We start from the raw sequence: 19,905 nt of genomic DNA on the forward strand, positions 1-19,905 counted from the left end.
CGTTGGGTCGGATGGGTGTTAAGAGTCTTCTGTTGCTTCTTGCGATCTATGGGCGATATGTAAGTTTCGCTGGAAGTATCACATGATCATTTAACATCAACAAGGTTTATCACGTTAGGTATTTTGGTCGCCACTGGGTGACTCGTGTCACTATCTGGATGGGTTGTCTCATTTGTTGCGTCAACTTGACGCGTCCGCCCAGGTGGGAGCGCTTCGACCGGACCGCGGCGCCTCGGCGAGGTCCTCCGGGCGGGGGGAGCTCGGGCCGACTCAGGCCAACCACTTGCGGGCGTCTCCCACCGGGAGGCCTCCGAGCGACGCGCGATGATCTTGAATGGCATAGGCGCGACGCCCAACTCGAAGCTCCGCCACACCATGATCACTTTCGGGCCTCGCCGGCGGTGAGCACCGTGGCCAGGGCATGATCAGCTGTAGGCTGCGGACCATACGTCCGCTACTGTCCGGTTGTCGCTGAGATGGGTCGGACGAAGTGCGAATGGCGAGTACGGGGTTGGACACAACGGAGCCGGTGGAAGCCGACATCGACGATGCGAGCAATATTCTGGTCGTGCCGTCGGCGTTTCACGATGATGACCTGACCGGAGCCTTCTTCGGGTCGACGGTCACGCTGGAGGAACTCGCTTCAGGGTCGGTGGAGCTTGCGGAGAAGACCGTCTACCTTTGTGGCGATGTCTCCGGGATCAGTGGCCGCCAACTGCATGCGGCGGATCGAGTGTTCGTCGTCCGGGAACATTCACACGGCTACCACGACGAGGACAACAAACCCTGGACCGTCGTCGACCTCGGCCGAGTCCCCATCCGCGTACACGGCGCCGGCGTGTACTACCGCCGCTTCTTCGACCCCGACGCCGATCACATCAAAAAGATCTGTGCGGAGCACGAGTTCCAATCACTGACGGAGTCGACCAAGCCCGGAACGGCCCGTCGCAGTGGTATCTATCTAACACCCGTCACACAAGACGGGGATGAACTACATTTTCGCCTGCTCCGATGCTCCACGAATCTCTCGGGCCCGACCGAGAACTTCGGCCCGACCGACACACGCATCGTCGAGGCCCTGAACCGCGAGGCCGTCACCGTCTTCCGAAACCAGGCGCCGCTCAATCACGTCCTCGCTCAGATCTACCACAACACCCCTGCCACCGCCGGGCGCAAGCAGTCCAAGGCCAAAATCTCCTCCCACGCCGACAAGACCAAGGACATGCCCGCCAACGGCATCATGGCCTTCTGCACCTTCTACGACCGGCTCGACAGATTGCAGCGCCGCGCCGAAGACCCCTTCGACCACGGTATGCGGGGCACCAGCGGCCTGACCAAGCTCCACTTCCGCCTCAAAGAGCCGACCGAAGCACGCGCCGGAATCCCTTCGAAGTTCGACCTGACGCTTTACCCCGGCTCCGTGTTCTTCATGCCCCTGTCCACCAATCGCCTGTACACCCACGAGATTCGGCCCTCAGCACTGGACGCGGAGTCGCTCCCCATCCGTCTGGGCTACGTGGTGCGCTGTTCGAGCGCCGAAGCCGTCCACAAGAAGGGTCACACGTACCTCATAAAAGACGGAGACCGGGTGAAGTTGGGCCCACCCACACCCGAAGGCATGAAAGAGCTGCGCAGGCTGTACGCCGAAGAGAACAGAACCTCGTCCTTCATCGACTACGGCGACGATCTCCTCTTCAGCATGAATACAGGAGACTACGTTGCCCCTCGAGTCTAGAATCTCGGCCGAAATCCTGACGCACACGTTGTCGACCAACGAGAACCTATTCGCACAACTCTCCGCATCGGTTCATTGGGAAGACGTAGGAAAAGGCCGGCGAGGCGCCGTCCTCATCAGGATCGACGAGACCGGCGGCGTACCTCTCGTACGCACCACCACGCGATACAACAGCCCAACGCAGTGTTTCCAGCCGACACACGAACGCCTGGCGCAACAGATTCAAGAGAAGTTGGCGCTTCCGGCCGACTTCAACAACGCCCTCATCGAGATCTACACGAACGCGTACAGGACCATGGGCGGCCACTCCGACCAGGCCCTCGATCTGGCCGACGGATCGTCCATCGCCGTCTTCTCCTGCTACGAGCACCCCGAGGCGGGCCCACCAAGAAAGCTGATCTTCGAATCGAAAACTCCCGGCAACGAAAGATTCGAGGTCACCCTCACCCACAACAGCATCGTCGCGTTCTCCCTCGCCTCGAACCGTCGACTCAGACACAAGATCGTCGCGGACACGTCCACAGCGGAAAACCAGTGGCTCGGAGTCACCTTCCGAACCTCCAAGACCCTCCTCCACTTTCACGACGGGCACGCCCACCTCCCCCAAGGCGAGCGCCTCACGCTGGCCGACGACGACCAAAGACGCGACTTCTACCGGCTACGACGCCGCGAGAACACCGAAGTGGACTTCACCTACCCCCCGCTCACGTACACCATCAGCGAGAGCGACCTGCTTCCCCCCACCTGACCAAGGACTAGGGCGTTTCGAGGACGGGCTCACGCCGCGCGGCGTTCAAGCCGTCCCAGGTCAGCATCACCAGCGCGACCCACACCAACAGGAACCCCGCCCACCGGCTCGGGGGCATCTCCTCATGGTGGACGGTCAACCCGATGACGAACTGCAACATCGGCGCCAGGTACTGCAACATGCCGATGACGGACAGCGGCAGCCTGATCGCCGCCGCGTTGAACAGCAGCAGCGGGACGGCCGTCACTACACCCGCCAGCGCGACCAGCACCGCGTGCCCCACGCCGTGATGCCCGAACGCCGCGTCCCCCCGCCCCTCCAGCACGAGCACGAACCCCAACGTGGGGAGGAACAGCATGGCCGTCTCCACCGCCAGCCCCTCGGCCGAGGGCATGTCGGCGAACTTCTTGAGCAGCCCGTAAATCCCGAATGCGAAGGCCAACACCAGGGCGACCCAGGGCGGACGCCCGTAGTCGACGGTCAGCACGAGCACCGCCAACGTCCCCATCCCGACCGCGCACCACTGCCACGTCCGCAGCCGCTCCCGGAAGATGAGGACACCGAACACCACGCTGATCAGCGGGTTGATGAAGTACCCCAGAGCCGACTCGATCGTCTTGCCGCTGTTGACGGCATAGATGTAGGTGCCCCAGTTCACACTGATCACCACCGCGGCCAGCGCGAGCAGGACGCCCTGCCGGACGGTCAGCGTCCTGACCCATCCCCACCTGCGCCGCAGGGCGAGCACCGCGACCACCGCGATCAGCGACCACATGATCCGATGCGCCAGGATCTCGACGGCCCCCGCGGGCTTCAGCAGCGGCCAGTAGAGGGGGAACAGCCCCCAGAGCACGTACGCCCCGGCCCCGAACGCCATCCCGCGCTTCACCACGCAGGCAACCTACCAGGACGTAATCAGCCAAAAAGATCCACGCTCATGACTCCGCCCGCGAGCTAACCTGAAGGCATGTTCGGCTTCGCGAAGACCCAGATGGTCACCCCGGAGAAGGCCCTCCCCGGCAGGGACCAGCCACTCCCGGTACCGCCGCGCCACGAGGTCCTCGACGCCCCGCTGGCCCCGCCCTTCCCGGACGGCACGGAGATCGCCGAGTTCGCCCTCGGCTGTTTCTGGGGCGCCGAACGCAAGTTCTGGCAGACCCCGGGTGTCGTCTCCACCGCCGTGGGCTACGAGGGCGGCTACACGCCCAACCCCACCTACGAAGAGGTCTGCAGCGGCCGAACCGGCCACACCGAAACCGTCCGCGTCGTCTACGACCCCACCGAGGTCACCTACGACGACCTGCTCCGCGTGTTCTGGGAAGCCCACAACCCCACCCAGGGCATGCGCCAGGGCAACGACATCGGCACCCAGTACCGCTCAGCCGTCTTCTACCGCACCGACGCCCAACAGAAGTCCGCCGAAGCCTCCCGAGACGCCTACCAGGCTGTTCTTACGAAGGCAGGCCACGACCCCATCACCACCGAAATCACCGAGGCCACCGACTTCTACTACGCCGAGGACTACCACCAGCAGTACCTCTCGGACACCAAAAACCCCAACGGCTACTGCGGACTAGGCGGCACCGGCCTGACCTGCCCCGTAGGCGTAGCCCACACCGAGTAACGACCGATCAATCACGCCTCGCCCCGTCTGAGCACTCCACTCGGACGAAGACCCCGGTGTTTCTGCGTAGAGCTGACGACGTCGGCCGCTCCCCGGAGCCGGATCTCTCGTGTCCGGCTCCTCCAGCGGGACGGTGCGGGACCCCGGGCCTGGGCTGGCAACGATCGACAGGGGCACACGGACGGCCCCCGGGAGTGCCGATGATCCCGGGGGCCGTCCTCCTGTCCGGGTGACCTCGCCCGTATGGCCCACCCCACCTACGGGGGTCACGCGCCGGACAGCGGCCCCTTCCACGCTCGTGCTGCTGCGAGACCTACACGCGCGGATCGGGGCGATGGGTGCCCCGGGACTCAGATCGGGGGAACGGGTCCCGGGGCGCTCACGCGAGGGGACGTCGGGGGATTACGCCCGCCGCGTGAGGGTTCGGAAGCCAGAAAGAGACTCCGGGGTCGTCTCGGTCTCGTTCAATGTGTCCCGCATGATCCCGGACGCCAGCGACCGCAGCCGGTTCGCGGTGTCCGGGAGGTAGCCCTGCGTCAACAGAACTGAACGCATGACGGGGTGCACCACGTCGCACGCTGTTCTGAGAGCGTCGCTGGCGCGCGTCTCCGCAGTCGCAGCCAGCAAACCCCGGGCCTCGTCCTCTGCGATCGCGAGAACGACATGCCCCAGCCTCATGGGCATCCGCTCTGTACGCCATGCCTGCTCGTACGCGGCGACCGCCACGGGCACCAGTGCCTCTGGACGCGCGGTCAGTTCACCGGTCACGGCCCGGCCCTCCCACCAAGAGCTCAACCACTGCGCGCGCCGCGTAGTGGAGCCGATTGACGTCGGCGATCCAACGCGTGTTCTCGCCCCAGCCGGTCACGAACCACCAAGCGCCAAGGCCCCGGTAGTACGCACATCCGACCAACAGGGACCCGCGCCCGTCCAGCCGTGCGACGCGCAACGCCGGATACCCGCGATCCTCGGTGATGACGGCTGCGAGCCGCCTGTCCGGCGTCAGAATCTCCTGCAATTCTCTGAGCGCCGCCAGCCGCTCAGTATGCACCGGCGAAAGCACCTGAAGGATATCCAGCATCGCGGACGCATCCGGCACATCGGGCACATCCGGAATACGACGCACGGTGTGCTGCTGTGTCTCCTCACGGGCATTTGGATCCTGCCTTGCCGTTCCAGCCTGTGCCGTTTGAGCTTGCACTGGCGGTCGGACGGAATGCCTTCCATGCATGCTCATGCCCGATACCAACTCCCAGGGCAGATGTTTGTATCTCGGGCCACAAGAATGCGCTCCTCCGGTATAGGTTCTCTACGTTCGCGAACCTCAGTAACACTCGGAGGTGCCCGTGGCAGTGCGTGAGGAACTGGATCCGGACCGCTCAATCTGGCACTTCATATCCCTTGAAGTGCTGCGACTCCGCAAGTTGTCCGGTTTGACCGGCCAAGCCCTTTCCGACATCGTGGGATGCCATCGTTCTTATGTTTCCCGCGTAGAGAACGCATCCATCCATCTGTCGATCAAGTACGCGGAACGGCTGGACGAACTCTGGAAGCCCGTGATCCCGTTCGCGCGGCTCGTACGCTGGGCGGAAGCGTCTGACGACGGCGACTGGTTCACGGGCCTAACGTGGCACGAGGCACGGGCGACACGTCATCGCATGTGGGAAGCGCTTCTAGTCCCTGGCCTGTTCCAGACTGAGAACTACGCGCGGGCCGCACTGGCTACGGGGATGGTTGATGACGTCGAACGAGCCGTGAAGACGAGACTCGCTCGGCAGGAAGCCGTGTTCGGGCGACCCGACCCGCCACGCTTCACGGTCATCCTGAGTTGGGCGGTGCTCGCTCAACCCGTAGGGGACAACGACGTGATGAGCGAGCAGCTCAGCCGCCTACTTACAGTCGCGCAGCTACCCAACGTCAACCTGCGTATTCTCGAGCGAAGTGCGAGGTCCCATGTCGGCCTTGACGGCTCATTCTGCATCATGACGGTGGATGATAGGGATGTCGCATTCGCGGACGCTCCGGAACGCGGACGGCTCGTCACCGACCTAGGGGACGTCCAGAAGTACGCGGTAAGGTACGACCGGATAAGCGACACGGCGGAAGGAATCGGCTCAACCCGGGCCATCCTCGAACGAGCTTTGGAGACCTATCGATGATCGTTTGGCGTAAGGCGTCACGTAGCAACACGTCTGGAGGCCAATGTGTGGAGGTTGCGCAGCGTCCAGGAAGCATCGGAGTACGGGACAGCAAAGACCCGAACGGCCCTAAGCTCGCACTTCCCGCCGCGCGCTTCCATGAGCTGGTGAACTCGATCAAACGCGGGGATTTGGACATGGCCTAAACCAAGCTCGGCGGCCCATCCTGGATGGGGCCGTGCCCGCGGCTTAGGCGGCACCGGGCCTCTTCAGGCCCGCAGGCGTGACCCAACGAGTGACTTCGAGAGGTTGTCGAGGTACTTGGCAATGATCATGTGGAGGAAGTCCAGCCGTAGCGCCAACTCCGGGGATTCGGGTTGTGTGGAAGTAGCGGCACTTGCCCGTGACATCGGCGTGCGTGACTCCAAAGACCCCGACGGTCCCCGCGTCGCGCTCCCTGTCCCGAAGTTCCGCGAGCTCGTGACAGCGATCAAACGCGGCGACCACGACATGCCCTAGCAGGCAGGTAACGGCTCCGTCCCTGGACGAGCCTGGGGTGGGGCCGTGCACGCGGCCTGAGCGGCACCTGTCGGCAGGTCGCGAACCATCCTCAAAGAGAGCATGGAGACCTATCAATGACCGAGTGGCGTAAGTCGTCTCACAGCGGCACGGGCGCGCAGTCCGATTGTGTGGAGATGGCGGCCCTCCCCGGCGCGGTCGGCATCCGCGACAGCAAGGCTCCGGATGGGCCGAGGTTCGCTCTCCCGGCGTCCGCCGCGCGTGAGTTGCTGACTCGTATCAAGCGGGAGACCTAGGCACGGTGTAACACTCGCACGCCAGGGCCCCGCCGGTGACTCTGTCTGGGCGGGGCCTCGTCATCCCTGCCGGACTGTCCGGCACTCATGCGGTAGGTCTGCGCGGGGGCTGCCTCGGGTTGCGCGGTGCGGTACGTGCGACCGACCACGCACCCGGTCCCCGCGGCTCGGATACCAACTACCGTTCGCGATGCGGGTGGCGGTGGGGAGCTCTGCTTCGCGGGGGTTGGTCGTTGACGGCTGGGATTCTTAGGCGGGGAAGTTGTAGGTGGTGTGGGTGAAGGTGCCCTTGCCGAAGGCGAGGATCTTGGTCGGGTGCACGGCGAAGACCAGGGCTGTTTCGGAGGCTTCGTGAGAGAAGCCGGTGTCGGTGGGGTGGAATTGCCATTGGCCGTCCCACTTTGTTGCCCATACAGTGGCTAGGCGTTCGAGGGTGGGGCGGTCGGTGATGCGGTGGGTCTCGCCTTCGACCATGACGTCCAGGCCCTCGTTCCAGGTGTTGCAGCCGGTGGTCAGGACGACGTGGGGATTTGTGGTCAGGTTGTGCGCCTTCTGCTCGCCGGGGCCGGTGCAGAAGTGAAGGGCGTCGTCTAGCCAGACGGCGACCAAGGGTGTGACGTGGGGGTGTCCGTTCGCGCGGACGGTTGTGATCCAGAACAGTTGCGCGTTCTCCAGTGTTTCGCGTGTGGTCGCCCAGGGGGTGGCTTGTGCGTCGGGGTCGCTGAACCGAGGGTCCAGGGTGGGTGTCGGGTCGGACATGGCACTCCTGAGTGGTGATTTGGCCGATGTCCGACGGGGTGTGGGTCGGACGCCTTTGCGGTGTAGAAGAGCGTGACCTGCATAGCATCTCGGAGGAGGGGGTGATCAGGCCTGCTCTTCGGGGGTGTGGTGGTCACGTTTTTTTGGTTGCGAGGGACGGGGGCGGACACGCCCGGTACGGTCGGGGGATGGGATTTGAGGTGGTGTGTGAGGTTGAGCCGCCCACGCGGCCGGATTTGACGCGGGTGCGGCATCAGATCGGGGTGTTGAGTCCGGTGGCGGACTCGTTTCTCATTCCGGACAACCACATTGGGCGGGCGACTGTTTCCAGTGTGGCGGTGGCGCATGAGGTGCAGGCGATGGGGGCGCGGGGGATCGCTTGTTTGAACTCGCGTGATCGTAATCTTCTGGGGTTTCGTCGGGATCTGTTGACGGCTGCTGCGTATGGGGTTGAGCGGTTTCTGTTTGTATATGGGGATAAGCCGTCTGTGGGGGGACGGACCAGTGAGTTGACCGTTCGGGCGATGATGGATGAGGCTCGGGACGCTGTTTTTCCTGGGTGTGAGCCGTTTCAGGTTGGTGTGGCGGCCGGGCTGCGGAAGGTGCCGGAGTGGAAGCGGGCGGCCGACTTCATGTTCGTGCAGGTCAGTTATTCGATGGAGAAGCTGCTGCGGTGGCGGGAGAGTGTTGGGGTGGACGGGCCCGTGTACGCGGGTGTGATGGTGTTGGCCAGTGCGGGCATGGCCCGGAGACTGGCGGGGGCCATTCCGGATATCGAGATTCCCGAGGAGCTCGTCAACGCCGTCGAGCGGGATCGGGCTGCGGGGGTCGCGGCGGCGTGTGAGCAGGTGCTCGCCATTCGGGACAGTGGCGCGTTCGACGGGGTGCATTTGGTGCCGGTGAGCCGGTATCGGGAGGTCGCCGCTGTTTTGGAACGCGAGCTGGGCTAGAGCAGGTTCTGGTCGCGGGCGTAGAGGGCGGCCTGGGTGCGGTCGCGTAGGCCCAGGCGTTGCAGGATGCGGGAGATGTGGTTCTTGACCGTGCCTTCGCTGAGGTAGAGGCGTGCGGCGATCTCCTTGTTGGTGGCGCCTCCGGCGATCAGGCGCAGTACCTCCGTTTCGCGGGGGGTGAGGACGCCCGGGTCGGGGAGGGCGGCGGCGAGGCGGCGGGTGATCGTGGAGTCGAGTTGGGTGATGCCGGAGGCGGCCAGGCGGGCGGCGGCGGCCAGTTCGGCGGCCGGGAGGTTCTTGAGGAGGTAGCCCGCCGCTCCGGCCCGCATGGCCTGGACGACGTACTCGTCGTCGTCGAAGGTTGTGAGCATCACGACCTTGCAGGACGGGTGGCGGGCGAGGATCTGCGTGGTGGCGGTGACACCGTCCATGCCGGGCATGCGGACGTCCATCAGGACGACGTCGGCGGACGCGGACGCGTCCAGGGCGGTGGCCCCGTCCGCGGCGGTGCCGATCACCTCGATGCCGGGTTGGATGCCTAGGAGTGACGCGATGCCCTCGCGGACGAGTTCCTGGTCGTCCACGACGAGGACGCGGACGGGCCTCACCACGGCACCTGGATCGAGATCGTCGTTCCGGCGGAGGTGCTTGCCAGGTCTAGGTGGCCGTTCAGGGCCGCGATGCGTTCGCGCATGCCGCGCAGACCGAACCCTTCGCGCAGGTCGAAGCCGTGGCCGTCGTCGGTGACGGTCAGGCTCGCGCCCGAGTTCTCGTAGGAGAGGGACAGGCGGACGTTGGTCGCGCCGGAGTGGCGGCACGCGTTGGTGAGGGCCTCCTGTGCGGCGCGGTACAGCGCGTGGAGGGGGGTCAACGGGCGGCCGTCCTCGTCGCCGGTCACGTCCAGGCTGACGGTGAGGCGGTCGTTGTTGAGGTGGTCGATCAGTTCGGTGAGGGCGTCGGTGAGCCGGAAGGGGCGTTGTCCGAGGGCTCGGACCGAATGCCTGACCTCGGTCAGGGCCTGGTTCGCCGACCAGCGGGCGCTGGCGACGGCGTTTTGGGTGCTGTTCGGGTCGAGGTCGGCGAACGCGGTGGCCTTCTCCAACTGGACGGCGATCGCGGTGAGGTGGTGGCCGAGGCTGTCGTGGATCTCGCGGGCGAGCCGATTGCGTTCCTGGGCGGCCGACAGCGCCTCGACCTCGCACAGGGTCGCTTCGAGGCGGACGCGGGCCTCCCGCTCGCGGACGGCTACCGCCGCCATCGTGATCGCCAGGACGATGCCGAGCGCGAACATCACGACGTCGGACACGCGCTCCGCATTGGTCTGCCAGTTCGGGATGGTGAGGCTGAAGAGCAGCGGCAGTGCGGTGATGCAGCCTGTGCCGAGGATGATCGCGGTGCGGGGGCCGAGGGTGAAGTACGCGGTGAACGGGACGAGGACGATCAGGGCGCGCGAGATGCCCGAGTCGTCCAGCGTGTTGACGGCGATATAGAGCGCGGCCTGGACGAGGAGGAGCGCGGGCGCGGGGATGTGGCGGTCTATGAAGTCGAGGCCGATGAGGAGGAGCAGGAGCGCGGTGAAGCCCGCGAGGTGGAGTGACGGGCCGTCGTCCACGAGGGCGTAGTACGCGCCGCCGACCAGTACCGCCAGGCAGAGGAGGGGCGACACCCACGGCACCGGGCGCGTCGAGGACATGGACGGAGATTACGCGGGGCGCGGACCGCCCGACCACCGGCACGGTGAAAACAGGCCGAAGGTCATGTGCCGTTCGGAGGGGGCGAGTTCGGCCGTTTCGCACTTACCCGCGAAAGGCGGCGCTTATTACGGTGCGTGAATTCCCTCACGGAAGGTGTTCGACATGTTGCGTGCCCTGGCGCTTGTTCCCGCTCTGGTGGCGTCACTGGCCGTTCCGGTCTCGGCGGATACGGGTTGTGGAGAGAAAGGGCTGCGGGTTCCCGGGGCTGCCCGGTCTGCTGCCGTGTGTCTGACTGATCTGACGACGGCCGGGACGGTCCCGGGCGGGCACACCGATCCGGCGGACTGGGCGGGGTTGGAGGCGCCCGGGACGGTCAATCCGTCGGGTGTTCCCGGAATCCAGATCGACGGCTATTTCCCTGACTCGTCCAAGACCAACGTCACGCATGGGTGGAATCACGACTCGCAGTTCGTCATCCGGCTGCCTCGGCGTTGGAACGGGGGGCTGGTCGTGAGCGGTCCACCAGGAGTCCGGGAGCAGTACGCCAACGACCGGATCATCGGTGACCATGTCCTGGCCAGGGGATACGCGTTCGCGGCTACGGACAAGGGCAACACCGGGTCCACCATCTACAAGGACGGGCGCCGACCGGGTGACGCCATCCAGGAATGGCACTGGCGGCTGGCCGAGTTGACGCGGGCGGCCAAGCGTGTCGCGGCGCAGAGGTACGGTCGTCCGCCGCGCCACACGTATGTCGCGGGACTGTCCGCCGGGGGTTATCTCGTTCGGGGACAGCTCGAACGGTTCCCGTCGCTGTACAGCGGAGGCGTCGACTGGAATGCGTTGTTCTTCGCGGCTGAAGGGCCCAGTCTGCTGACGACACTGCCGCCTGCGCTGCGCGCCTATCCTCGGTACGCGGCGGGCAAGCCGGGGGCGCGTGAGGAGATGCTCGCCGCCGGATATCCGGCGGGGTCGGAGCCGCTCTGGGAGTACCACCACAAGAATCTGTGGGACTTCCTGCAGCGGATCGTCCGGGAGGAGCTGGACCCGTCCTATGACGGTCCCGGGGAGGCGGGAACGCCGTTCTGCCAGGAGGGTTCGGGCGCGGGATGCGACACCGACTATCGCTATGAGTCACGTCCGCGGGAGGTGCACGCAGCCGTCCGGCGGGTGTCGTTGACCGGGCGGATCGCCCGTCCGCTGATCAGCGTCCAGGGCACGCTCGACGTTCTGACGCCGAGCAGTGAGTACGGCGACGTGTACGCCGGGATGGTCCGGAAGGCGGGACGGGAGAAGCTGCACCGGTACTACCGAGTGCCCGGCGGCACGCACACCGATGGGCTGAGCGGCGCGTTTCCCGGGCTCGTCCGGCCGATGCAGTCCGACTTCCTGACCGCGTTCGACCGGCTGGTCGCGTGGACGCAGCGTGGCGTCCGTCCGGAGTGATCGGGTTGAAACGGTCAGTACGGCAGGAGGCGGCCAGATGGGGTCCGAAGGTCGGGTGGGCTCGGTTGACGCGGGGGTCTGGGGCGTTTGATGAGCTGCTGCCGTGCCATGTTGATCATCTCCCCTCGCCGGGCCCGGATGTAACCCGGCGATTCGAGCCGATGTCGCCGCCGCACTAGGTAGGACGCCCGCACCGCATGCGAGGTTCGCTGAGCTTATGCGACAAACTCTGCCTTTTCGACCGATTTTCAAACCATGATCGTCGCGTTGCGTGGCCGGACGGGCGCGCAGGGCTCTGGCCAGGGCGGACCCGTGCGAAGCGATCAGGAATCGAGAAGCGGCCGGATCAGGCCGCGCCTAGCGTGAACCGCATGAACACGAAACTGAAGGTGAGCGCCATAATGCTCGGCGTCGCGGACGTGGCCCGCGCCAAGAAGTTCTACGCCGAGGGGCTGGGCTGCGAGATCGTCCAGGACTACGGCGACTACGTGAAGTGCGACCTCGGCGACGGGTCCTCGGCGCTGGTCCTCTACCGGTGGGAGGCGGCGGCGCAGGACGCGGACGTCTCCGCGGAGGGCTCGGGGTTCCGTGGCTGCTCGTTCCACTTCGTCACCGACTCCAAGGACGCGGTGGACGAGGTCATCCGCGCCGCGGTGGCCGCCGGAGGCGCCGTCGTCAAGGAGGCGGCGGCGGTCGAGTGGGGCGGGTACTCCGGCTACTTCCGCGACCCTGACGGCCATCTGTGGAAGGTCGCCACCGGCGCCTGAAACTTCGACGGGTCCGCCGTCCGAGCGTTCGGCGGGCCCGTCCGGAGGAACCTACCGGCCGTTCGGTCAGAGGGCGGCGGCGCTGCGATAATGGCGACCGTGAACAATGTGCGCGACGGGCGGGCGACCCGGCGAGGACGGCCCGGCTACGACAGGGAGTCGCTGCTGCGCGTCGCCGTCAAGGTGTTCAACGAGCGCGGCTATGACGGCACCAGTATGGACGAACTGGCCAAGCGCCTCGGCATCAGCAAATCGGCGATCTACTACCACGTGTCCGGCAAGGACGAGTTGCTGAGGCTCGCCGTCGACCGCGCGCTCGACGGGCTGTTCGCCGCCGCCGACGAGGCCGCCGCCGTGGAGGGGCGCGCGATCGACCGGCTGGAACACCTGGTCAGGGCCAGCGTCGCCGTCCTCGTCGCGGAACAGCCGTTCGTCACCCTGCTGCTGCGGGTGCGTGGCAACACCGCCGTGGAGAAGCGGGCGCTGGCGCGGCGGCGGGAGTTCGACCGGCTGGTGGCGGGGCTGGTCGAGCAGGCCGAGGCGGACGGCGACATCCGTCCCGACATCGACCCGGCGATCACGGCACGGTTGCTGTTCGGCCTGGTCAACTCGCTGATCGAGTGGTACAGGCCGCGGCGTGGCGGAGCGGGCGCGGACGAGATCGCCGACGCGCTGTGCAAGGTCGCGTTCGACGGGCTGCGCCGCCGCGCCGCTACAGGTGGGTGACGAGCGTCTCGGGACGCTCCACGCAGTCGGCGACGAAACGGAGGAACCCTCCGGCCACCGCGCCGTCGCAGACCCGATGGTCGAAGGTCAACGACAACTGGGTGATCTTGCGTGACCGGACCTTTCCCTTGTGCGTCCAGGGCCGGTCGGCGATCCGGCCGACGCCGAGCATCGCGGCCTCCGGATGGTTGATGATCGGGGTGGAGCCGTCCACGCCGAACACGCCGTAGTTGTTGAGCGTGAACGTGCCGCCGGTGAGGTCGTCCGGTGACAACCGGCCGTCGCGGGCCGCGCCGGTCAACCGCTTCAGCTCGGCGGCGAGTTCCGCCAGCGTCAGGCGGTGCGCGTCGCGGACGATCGGCACCATGAGGCCCCGGTCGGTCTGCGCGGCGAACCCGAGATTGACCTGCGGCACCTGGACGATCTCGTGGCGTTCGACGTCCACATGGGCGTTGAGCTCGGGGAATCGGCGGAGCCCCGCCACGCAGATCCGGGCGAACAGGGCGAGCATCCCGACGGCCGCGTCCGGGTCGGTGCGCTGGATGTTCCTCCTGAGTTTCAGCAGGCGGGTGGCGTCCGCGTCGACCCAGGTGGTGGCGTCCGGGATCTCGCGGCGGCTGCGGGTCACCCGGTCCGCCGTCGTCCGGCGCACCCCCCTGAGCGGGATGCGCACCACGTCCGCGCCTTCTCCCGGGGACGTTGTCGCGGCGGCGGCCTCCTCGCGGGCCCTTTCGATGGCCGCCTCGACGTCCTTGCGGAGAATGACGCCCCCCGGGCCGCTCGGCACGAGCGCGGCGAGATCGACACCGTGCTCCCTGGCCAGACGCCGCACCACCGGGGAGATGACGCGCGCTGTTCCCGCCCGTGAGGTCTCCACCCGTGGTGTCTCTGCCCGTGGTATTTCGGTGCGTGTACTTCCAGAGCGTGAGGCTTCCGGACGGGAAGTCTCAGAGTGTGGAGTCTCCGGGCGTGGAGTTTCTGGGTGTGGGGATCTGGAGAGACGGGTGGCGGCGCGGCGGGAGCGGCGGGTCGTGCTTGTTCCGTAGCCGACGAGGACGTTGCCGGATCCGGCCCGTTCCTCCTCCCGGTACCGCTCGGCGGCCTCCGTCCCGGCGGGCTTCGGGGCGGTCACCGCGATGAGGGGCGCGCCCACGTTCACGACCGTCCCCGCCTCGCCGTACAGCCGCGTCACGGTGCCGGCGATCGGGACGGGCACCTCCACGGCCGCCTTCGCGGTCTCCACCTCGACGACGGACTGGTCGACGGTCACGACGTCCCCGACCGACACCTTCCATTCGACGATCTCCGCCTCGGTGAGCCCCTCACCCAGGTCCGGCAGCCGAAAGATCGATTCGCTCATGCGGCACCGTCCCGGACGTCGAGGTACCGGGTGTCGGGACGGTCGTCGCGCTGGAGCCGGTCGAGGGCGTCGAGGATGCGGTCGACGTCCGGCAGATGGTGGTGCTCCAGCATCGGCGGCGGGTACGGGACGTCGAAACCCGTCACGCGCAGCACCGGCGCCAGCAGGCTGTGGAAACAGCGTTCCTGGACGCGGGCTGCGATCTCCGCGCCGACCCCGGCGAAGCCCGCGGACTCGGCGACGACGACGCAGCGTCCGGTGCGTCGCACGGACGCCGCGACGGTCGCGTCGTCGAACGGGACGATCGTCCGCAGGTCGATGACCTCCAGGTCCCAGCCCTCGGCCGTGGCGGCGTCGGCGGCCTCCAGCGCGACCGGCACCCCCGGCCCGTACGCGACGACCGTCGCGTCGGCGCCGGGGCGGCGTACGGCGGCGCGGCCGAACGGTTCCGTGCGTTCCAACCGCTCGATGTCGGCCTTCGACCAGTACAGCTTCTTCGGTTCCATGAACACGACCGGGTCGGGGTCGTCGATCGCCTCCAGCAGGAGCGAGTACGCGTCCTGGACCGTCGCGGGAGTGACGACTTTCAATCCGGGCGTGTGGGCGTAGTAGGCCTCGCTGGAATCGCTGTGGTGCTCGACGCCGCCGATCCCGCCCGCGTAGGGGATGCGGATGACGAGCGGCAGTTCGATCCGGCCGCGCGTACGGTTGCGCATCTTCGCCACATGCGAGGCGATCTGCTCGAAGGCCGGGTAGGCGAACGCGTCGAACTGCATCTCCACGACGGGCCGGAAACCGCCCATCGCCATTCCCACGGCGAACCCGACGATGCCGGATTCGGCGAGGGGGGTGTCGAAGCAGCGGTCGTCCCCGAACTTCGCGGCGAGCCCGTCGGTGACGCGGAACACGCCGCCGAGGGCCCCGACGTCCTCGCCGAACACCAGAACGCGTTCGTCGCCGTCCATGGCGTCCTGGAGTGCCGTGTTGAGGGCCTGCGCCATTGTGGTCATGACAGCGCCTCCGGAGTGGAGTCGAGTTCCGCGCGGAGCAGCGCCCGCTGCTCGTCGAGTTGCGGTGTCGGTGTGCCGTAGACGTGGTCGAACAACCCCAGCGGGGCGAGTTCCGGATCGGCGTTCATGCGGGTTCTGAGGCCCTCGGCGAACTCCTCGGCCTCGGTGGAGAACGCGGCGACATCGGTGTCGGTGAGGTGGCCGCGACGCCGCAGATAGGCCTCCAACCGTGCGATCGGATCGCGCCGCCGCCATTCCTCGGCCTCCGCCTCCGTGCGGTAGCGGGACGGGTCGTCGGCGTTCGTGTGCGGTTCCAGCCGGTAGGTGTGCGCCTCGACGAGAAACGGCCCGTTTCCCTCCCGGGCGTGCTCGACGGCCGCCGACAACACGGCCAGCACGGCGACCGGGTCGTTTCCGTCCACCCGTTCGGAACGCACCCCGTATCCGATTCCCTTGTGGGCCAGTGAGGGCGCGGCGGTCTGGCGTTCCAGCGGCACCGAAATGGCGTACCGGTTGTTCTGGACGAGGACCACCACCGGCGCCTTGAACACGGCGGCGAAATTGAGCGCCTCATGGAAGTCGCCCTCGCTGGTGCCGCCGTCGCCGACGCACACCAACGCGACCCGTCTGGTCCCCTTGCGGCGCTCCGCGTACGCGAGCCCGGCCGCGTGCAGTGCCTGCGTCGCGAGCGGCGTGCACTGCGGCGCCGTGTGGTGGCGCCGGGGATCGTAGCCGCAGTGCGAATCGCCCCTCAGGAGGGAGAGCACCTCGACCGGGTCGATGCCGCGCGTGACCAGCGCGACCGATTCCCGGTAGGTGGGGAAGAACCAGTCGTTCTCGTCGAGGACGAGCGCCGCGCCGACCTGGCACGCCTCCTGCCCGCGGCTGGACGGGTACACGGCCAGGCGCCCCTGCTTGGTCAACGCGGTCGCCTGCGCGTCGAACCGCCGTCCGACGACCATCGCCCGGTAGGCCCGGCGGAGGAGTTCGGGGTCGGGCGCCGGGTAGTTCGTCCGTCCGCGTGCCGCCGCACCGCTGTCGGTCAGGAACCGCACGGGCTCCGCCGAGGGGAGCAGCGTCTCCGTTCGACCGGCCATCGACCCCACCTCCGAACTCGATCGATGCTAAAAATATGAACCGGGCAGAACATAAGTCTCAAGACGCCGCCGCAAAATGGGACACTTGGTCGATCAAAGGGGAGCTTCATGGACCAATCGTCTTCCGAGGCGCCGTTGCCGCCCGGTTCCGCCGGACGAACGCCGCCGCCCCTCGACGACATCGACCGGGCGATCCTGCGCGAGTTGGCCGCCGACGGTCGCCTGTCCATGCGGGCGCTCGCCGAACGGGTCAACGTGTCGCGCTCCAACGCCTACACGCGCGTCGAGCGGCTGATCGCCGACGATGTCATCACCGGTTTCACCGCCCGGGTGAACCCGGCCCGGGTGGGCCTCGGCACCGCCGCCTACGTTCTGATCAACATCGAGCAGAACTCATGGCGGAACGTGTCGGCGCAGCTCCGGAGGATCCCCGGAATCGAGCACATGGCCTTCGTCGGCGGCGATGTCGATCTGATCATGCTGCTGCGCACGCCCGACAACGCCTCGCTCCGCGAGATCGTCCTGTCCCGCATCCATACGGTGGAGGGCGTCCGCTCCACCCGCACGTGGCTGATCTTCGACGAGACCCCGCCGGTCCCCGACGACGGCCCCGCCGCGACCGCGTAGACGACGGCGGCGCCGTCCGCACCGACGAATCGGTCGAGGTCGGCGCCCGCTTGACGATTACGTGGACGAATCTTGGCGTCGACCGATGAGTTCTCGCGGCGGCACGGGTCTACCCCGGCATGAAGAGCTCACCCGAACCCGCCGCCCCCAAGCAGGGCGCCCGCCATGGCGTCCCGTCCGGCCGAACCTCCCAGACCCGCAAGACCCCCGCCGTGGTCCGGCTGCTGGTGCTCGCGACGTTCGTGGTCATCCTCAACGAGACGATCATGATCAACGCGATTCCGCGGTTGATGACGGACCTGGACATCACCGAGCAGGCCGCGCAGTGGCTGTCGACGGCGTTCATGCTCGCGATGGCCGCGGTGATTCCGGTGACCGGTTGGTTCCTGCAGCGGGTCACCACCCGCCGCGCCTACGCCATCGCGATGAGCGTGTTCCTCGGCGGCACCGCCCTCGCCACGGTCGCGCCGGTGTTCGAGGTGCTGCTGTTCGCGCGGATCGTCCAGGCGACCGGCACGGCGGTGATGATGCCGCTGCTGATGACGACCCTGATGACCGTCGTGCCGGAGGAGGACCGCGGCCGGGTGATGGGCAACGTCACCATGGCGATCTCCGTCGCCCCGGCGATGGGCCCGGCGATCTCCGGGGTGATCCTGCAACTCGGCTCGTGGCGGCTGCTGTTCGCGGCGGTCCTGCCGATCGCGGGGTTGATCACCTGGCGCGGCATGGCGAAGCTGGAGAACGTCGGTGAGCCGCGGCTCAGCACCATCGACTGGTTCAGCGTCGGCGCCGCGGCCTTCGGTTTCGGTTCCCTGGTGTACGGGCTGAGCCGCTTCGGTGAGGGCGGCGCGACCGCTCCCACGCTGATCGTCCTGGTCGGCCTGGCCACCATCGCGATCTTCGTCGTCCGGCAGCTTCGGCTCCAGCGCCGCGGCACGCCCCTGCTGGACCTGCGCATCCTCCGCCACTCGACCTACACGCTGTCGCTGGTGCTGATGTCGCTGGGCTTCATGGCGATGCTGGGCTCGATGATCCTTCTGCCGCTCTACCTGCAGAACCTGCGCGACCTCACCCCGCTGGAGACCGGCCTGCTGGTGATGCCGGGCGGGCTCGCGATGGGCCTGATCGGACCGTCCGTCGGACGGCTCTTCGACCGCTACGGCGCCCGCAAGCTGATCATCCCCGGCTCCATGGTCATCGTGCTCGCCCTGGCGGGCCTCAGCCGGATCTCCATGGCGATGCCGTACTGGCAGATCCTCGGCCTGCACGCCGTGCTGATGGTCGCGCTGGCCGCGACGTTCACCCCGGTGTTCACCCTCGGCATGGGCGCGCTGCCCGCCGACCTGTACTCCCACGGCAGTTCGATGCTGGGCACCCTCCAGCAGGTCGCCTCGGCCCTCGGCACCGCCCTGGTCGTGACCGTGATGGCGGGACGCGCGGAGAGCCGGATCGCGGACGGTGTCGGCGCGGCCGTCGCCCAGCTCGACGGGATGCGGCTGTCGTTCGTCGTCATCACCGCGCTGTCCGTCGTGACGATCGGCATCGCGTTCCTGCTGCCGAAGCGTCCGAAGCCCGCCGAAACGCCGGACGCCGCCACCGCGGACGACCCGGAATTCGAACCGGTCTGCTGACCTGCCCGACCCAACGCCCACGGCGCCGATCACGCGATCGGCGCCGTGGCGCGTCCGGGAATGGTCGGCGACCCTCGCCGAAAAGATCAGCCGGATCCTCCCGACGGGGTGAATTCGCGACTGACCAGGTAATGGACGACGGGCATGGCCAGGATTGCCGCCACCACCAGTACAGCCAGGACGGTGCTTCGCAGCCACAGCGGTTCCAGCAGGGCTGCGGCGCCTCCGATTCCGGCGGCGACCAGGTAAAGGACGAACGCCACCGCGATGGCGGCCAGAACGCAGCCGTGCCGCCTCAAAGCGGGATCGAGGTCGGCGTAAATTCCCTGGGCCTCGTCGATTTCGATCCGGTTCCTCGCCAGTTCCCGCATACGGTCGGCGGCCATCCAGCGGGCCACGCCCAGGCCCGTCGTCGCCAGTCCCGCTCCGGCCCCGACCGCGGCGACCAGACGGGCCCACCGCCTTTCCCGGCCGAGCCACCGCACGGCCAGCGCACCGGCGATCACGGCGCAGACCTGGCCCACCTCGCTTCCGGAGGTGTAGGCGAGCACGGCCGCGCCGCGCCATGCCGCCAGCCGCTGCCGGTCGTCCTGCGGGTCGGTGACGAGATCGAGCCCGACATCGACGCTGAAGTCGAACAGAACGACGGCCGCGAAACCGGTGATCAGAAGCAGGCCCCCGTACGCGACACCCAGTACGGCATTGCGCCGTACCGCGGGTGATAACCGAACAAGCTGTGGGCTCGTCATCCACGCACCCTACTCACAAAACACGAATG

General features: G+C 67.3%; 23 protein-coding genes. 13 read left to right on the forward strand and 10 right to left on the reverse strand.

Features of this window, described 5'->3' with window-relative positions:
* Positions 1 to 529: 529 nt before the first annotated feature.
* The gene (locus BZB76_RS26195; RefSeq protein WP_246007218.1) at positions 530 to 1,735 is read left to right on the forward strand and encodes a hypothetical protein; all 1,206 of its coding nucleotides are present in this window, start codon (positions 530 to 532) and stop codon (positions 1,733 to 1,735) included.
* Positions 1,719 to 2,483, forward strand: a complete 765-nt coding sequence (locus BZB76_RS26200; protein ID WP_121437089.1) for an alpha-ketoglutarate-dependent dioxygenase AlkB — start codon at positions 1,719 to 1,721, stop codon at positions 2,481 to 2,483. The genes BZB76_RS26195 and BZB76_RS26200 overlap by 17 nt, the downstream gene beginning before the upstream one ends.
* A gap of 7 nt (positions 2,484 to 2,490) precedes the next feature.
* Here the strand turns inward: BZB76_RS26200 and rarD are convergent, their stop codons facing one another.
* The gene (gene rarD, locus BZB76_RS26205; RefSeq protein WP_337959773.1) at positions 2,491 to 3,375 is read right to left on the reverse strand and encodes an EamA family transporter RarD; all 885 of its coding nucleotides are present in this window, start codon (positions 3,373 to 3,375) and stop codon (positions 2,491 to 2,493) included.
* A gap of 75 nt (positions 3,376 to 3,450) precedes the next feature.
* Between rarD and msrA the strand changes: the two genes are divergently transcribed.
* The gene (gene msrA, locus BZB76_RS26210; RefSeq protein WP_121437091.1) at positions 3,451 to 4,107 is read left to right on the forward strand and encodes a peptide-methionine (S)-S-oxide reductase MsrA; all 657 of its coding nucleotides are present in this window, start codon (positions 3,451 to 3,453) and stop codon (positions 4,105 to 4,107) included.
* Positions 4,108 to 4,509: 402 nt separating this feature from the next.
* Here the strand turns inward: msrA and BZB76_RS26215 are convergent, their stop codons facing one another.
* Positions 4,510 to 4,875, reverse strand: a complete 366-nt coding sequence (locus tag BZB76_RS26215; protein ID WP_147449547.1) for a hypothetical protein — start codon at positions 4,873 to 4,875, stop codon at positions 4,510 to 4,512.
* Positions 4,865 to 5,233: a hypothetical protein gene (locus BZB76_RS26220; protein WP_147449548.1), complete on the reverse strand. Its 369-nt coding sequence runs from the start codon at positions 5,231 to 5,233 to the stop codon at positions 4,865 to 4,867. Before BZB76_RS26220 ends, BZB76_RS26215 begins: the two co-directional genes overlap by 11 nt.
* A gap of 226 nt (positions 5,234 to 5,459) precedes the next feature.
* On the opposite strand from BZB76_RS26220, the gene BZB76_RS26225 reads away from it, so the two are divergent.
* From BZB76_RS26225 to BZB76_RS26240, 4 genes are all read left to right on the forward strand, one after another.
* Positions 5,460 to 6,266 (forward strand): helix-turn-helix domain-containing protein, encoded by an 807-nt coding sequence (locus BZB76_RS26225; RefSeq protein ID WP_170180753.1) that lies wholly within the window; start codon positions 5,460 to 5,462, stop codon positions 6,264 to 6,266.
* A complete protein-coding gene (locus tag BZB76_RS26230; RefSeq protein WP_121437095.1) occupies positions 6,263 to 6,451 on the forward strand; it encodes a DUF397 domain-containing protein in 189 nt (62 codons plus the stop codon). The genes BZB76_RS26225 and BZB76_RS26230 overlap by 4 nt, the downstream gene beginning before the upstream one ends.
* 127 nt (positions 6,452 to 6,578) lie before the next feature.
* Complete coding sequence (locus BZB76_RS26235) at positions 6,579 to 6,764, forward strand: DUF397 domain-containing protein (RefSeq protein ID WP_121437458.1); 186 nt, start codon at positions 6,579 to 6,581, stop codon at positions 6,762 to 6,764.
* Positions 6,765 to 6,880: 116 nt separating this feature from the next.
* Positions 6,881 to 7,060: a DUF397 domain-containing protein gene (locus BZB76_RS26240; protein ID WP_121437096.1), complete on the forward strand. Its 180-nt coding sequence runs from the start codon at positions 6,881 to 6,883 to the stop codon at positions 7,058 to 7,060.
* A gap of 249 nt (positions 7,061 to 7,309) precedes the next feature.
* On the opposite strand, the gene BZB76_RS26245 is transcribed toward BZB76_RS26240, so the two are convergent.
* A complete protein-coding gene (locus BZB76_RS26245) occupies positions 7,310 to 7,819 on the reverse strand; it encodes a pyridoxamine 5'-phosphate oxidase family protein (RefSeq protein WP_121437097.1) in 510 nt (169 codons plus the stop codon).
* Positions 7,820 to 8,007: 188 nt separating this feature from the next.
* Here BZB76_RS26245 and BZB76_RS26250 point away from each other — a divergent pair, with 188 nt between their 5' ends.
* Entirely contained in the window at positions 8,008 to 8,769 is a 762-nt protein-coding gene (locus tag BZB76_RS26250; protein WP_121437098.1) for a methylenetetrahydrofolate reductase, read from the forward strand.
* On the opposite strand, the gene BZB76_RS26255 is transcribed toward BZB76_RS26250, so the two are convergent.
* Both BZB76_RS26255 and BZB76_RS26260 read right to left on the reverse strand, forming a co-directional pair.
* Entirely contained in the window at positions 8,766 to 9,377 is a 612-nt protein-coding gene (locus BZB76_RS26255; protein ID WP_121437459.1) for a response regulator transcription factor, read from the reverse strand. The two genes, BZB76_RS26250 and BZB76_RS26255, sit on opposite strands and share 4 nt — an antisense overlap.
* A complete protein-coding gene (locus BZB76_RS26260; RefSeq protein WP_121437099.1) occupies positions 9,374 to 10,462 on the reverse strand; it encodes a sensor histidine kinase in 1,089 nt (362 codons plus the stop codon). Before BZB76_RS26260 ends, BZB76_RS26255 begins: the two co-directional genes overlap by 4 nt.
* A gap of 283 nt (positions 10,463 to 10,745) precedes the next feature.
* Here BZB76_RS26260 and BZB76_RS26265 point away from each other — a divergent pair, with 283 nt between their 5' ends.
* From BZB76_RS26265 to BZB76_RS26275, 3 genes are all read left to right on the forward strand, one after another.
* On the forward strand, positions 10,746 to 11,909 hold the full coding sequence (locus BZB76_RS26265; RefSeq protein ID WP_246007219.1) for a tannase/feruloyl esterase family alpha/beta hydrolase: 1,164 nt from the start codon (positions 10,746 to 10,748) through the stop codon (positions 11,907 to 11,909).
* Between the two features lie 371 nt (positions 11,910 to 12,280).
* Positions 12,281 to 12,676 (forward strand): VOC family protein, encoded by a 396-nt coding sequence (locus BZB76_RS26270; RefSeq protein WP_121437461.1) that lies wholly within the window; start codon positions 12,281 to 12,283, stop codon positions 12,674 to 12,676.
* Between the two features lie 99 nt (positions 12,677 to 12,775).
* Entirely contained in the window at positions 12,776 to 13,402 is a 627-nt protein-coding gene (locus BZB76_RS26275; protein WP_246007220.1) for a TetR/AcrR family transcriptional regulator, read from the forward strand.
* Here BZB76_RS26275 and BZB76_RS26280 read toward each other — a convergent pair.
* The 3 genes from BZB76_RS26280 to pdhA are packed head-to-tail and all read right to left on the reverse strand — an operon-like array spanning position 13,389 to position 16,869.
* A complete protein-coding gene (locus tag BZB76_RS26280; protein ID WP_121437101.1) occupies positions 13,389 to 14,762 on the reverse strand; it encodes a dihydrolipoamide acetyltransferase family protein in 1,374 nt (457 codons plus the stop codon). The genes BZB76_RS26275 and BZB76_RS26280 overlap by 14 nt on opposite strands.
* Positions 14,759 to 15,772, reverse strand: a complete 1,014-nt coding sequence (locus BZB76_RS26285; protein ID WP_121437102.1) for an alpha-ketoacid dehydrogenase subunit beta — start codon at positions 15,770 to 15,772, stop codon at positions 14,759 to 14,761. The genes BZB76_RS26280 and BZB76_RS26285 overlap by 4 nt, the downstream gene beginning before the upstream one ends.
* On the reverse strand, positions 15,769 to 16,869 hold the full coding sequence (gene pdhA, locus BZB76_RS26290; RefSeq protein ID WP_121437103.1) for a pyruvate dehydrogenase (acetyl-transferring) E1 component subunit alpha: 1,101 nt from the start codon (positions 16,867 to 16,869) through the stop codon (positions 15,769 to 15,771). Before pdhA ends, BZB76_RS26285 begins: the two co-directional genes overlap by 4 nt.
* Positions 16,870 to 16,977: 108 nt before the next feature.
* Here pdhA and BZB76_RS26295 point away from each other — a divergent pair, with 108 nt between their 5' ends.
* Together BZB76_RS26295 and BZB76_RS26300 are read left to right on the forward strand one after the other, a co-directional pair.
* A complete protein-coding gene (locus BZB76_RS26295; protein WP_121437104.1) occupies positions 16,978 to 17,496 on the forward strand; it encodes an Lrp/AsnC family transcriptional regulator in 519 nt (172 codons plus the stop codon).
* Positions 17,497 to 17,615: 119 nt separating this feature from the next.
* A complete protein-coding gene (locus tag BZB76_RS26300) occupies positions 17,616 to 19,127 on the forward strand; it encodes an MDR family MFS transporter (protein ID WP_121437105.1) in 1,512 nt (503 codons plus the stop codon).
* Between the two features lie 86 nt (positions 19,128 to 19,213).
* Here the strand turns inward: BZB76_RS26300 and BZB76_RS26305 are convergent, their stop codons facing one another.
* Positions 19,214 to 19,876, reverse strand: a complete 663-nt coding sequence (locus BZB76_RS26305) for a hypothetical protein (protein ID WP_121437106.1) — start codon at positions 19,874 to 19,876, stop codon at positions 19,214 to 19,216.
* Between the last annotated feature and the right edge of the window lie 29 nt (positions 19,877 to 19,905).

Origin of the sequence: Actinomadura pelletieri DSM 43383 (genome assembly GCF_003634705.1) — a bacterium.
Taxonomy (GTDB): Bacteria; Actinomycetota; Actinomycetes; order Streptosporangiales; family Streptosporangiaceae; genus Spirillospora; species Spirillospora pelletieri.

Coding starts and splice junctions, on each gene's coding strand:
- msrA (WP_121437091.1), top strand. CDS start 3,451: ATGTTCGGCTTCGCGAAGACCCAGATGGTCACCCCGGAGAAGGCCCTC.
- BZB76_RS26230 (WP_121437095.1), top strand. CDS start 6,263: ATGATCGTTTGGCGTAAGGCGTCACGTAGCAACACGTCTGGAGGCCAA.
- BZB76_RS26235 (WP_121437458.1), top strand. CDS start 6,579: ATGTGGAGGAAGTCCAGCCGTAGCGCCAACTCCGGGGATTCGGGTTGT.
- BZB76_RS26240 (WP_121437096.1), top strand. CDS start 6,881: ATGACCGAGTGGCGTAAGTCGTCTCACAGCGGCACGGGCGCGCAGTCC.
- BZB76_RS26245 (WP_121437097.1), bottom strand. CDS start 7,819: ATGTCCGACCCGACACCCACCCTGGACCCTCGGTTCAGCGACCCCGAC.
- BZB76_RS26250 (WP_121437098.1), top strand. CDS start 8,008: ATGGGATTTGAGGTGGTGTGTGAGGTTGAGCCGCCCACGCGGCCGGAT.
- BZB76_RS26260 (WP_121437099.1), bottom strand. CDS start 10,462: ATGTCCTCGACGCGCCCGGTGCCGTGGGTGTCGCCCCTCCTCTGCCTG.
- BZB76_RS26270 (WP_121437461.1), top strand. CDS start 12,281: ATGAACACGAAACTGAAGGTGAGCGCCATAATGCTCGGCGTCGCGGAC.
- BZB76_RS26280 (WP_121437101.1), bottom strand. CDS start 14,762: ATGAGCGAATCGATCTTTCGGCTGCCGGACCTGGGTGAGGGGCTCACC.
- BZB76_RS26285 (WP_121437102.1), bottom strand. CDS start 15,772: ATGACCACAATGGCGCAGGCCCTCAACACGGCACTCCAGGACGCCATG.
- pdhA (WP_121437103.1), bottom strand. CDS start 16,869: ATGGCCGGTCGAACGGAGACGCTGCTCCCCTCGGCGGAGCCCGTGCGG.
- BZB76_RS26295 (WP_121437104.1), top strand. CDS start 16,978: ATGGACCAATCGTCTTCCGAGGCGCCGTTGCCGCCCGGTTCCGCCGGA.
- BZB76_RS26300 (WP_121437105.1), top strand. CDS start 17,616: ATGAAGAGCTCACCCGAACCCGCCGCCCCCAAGCAGGGCGCCCGCCAT.
- BZB76_RS26305 (WP_121437106.1), bottom strand. CDS start 19,876: ATGACGAGCCCACAGCTTGTTCGGTTATCACCCGCGGTACGGCGCAAT.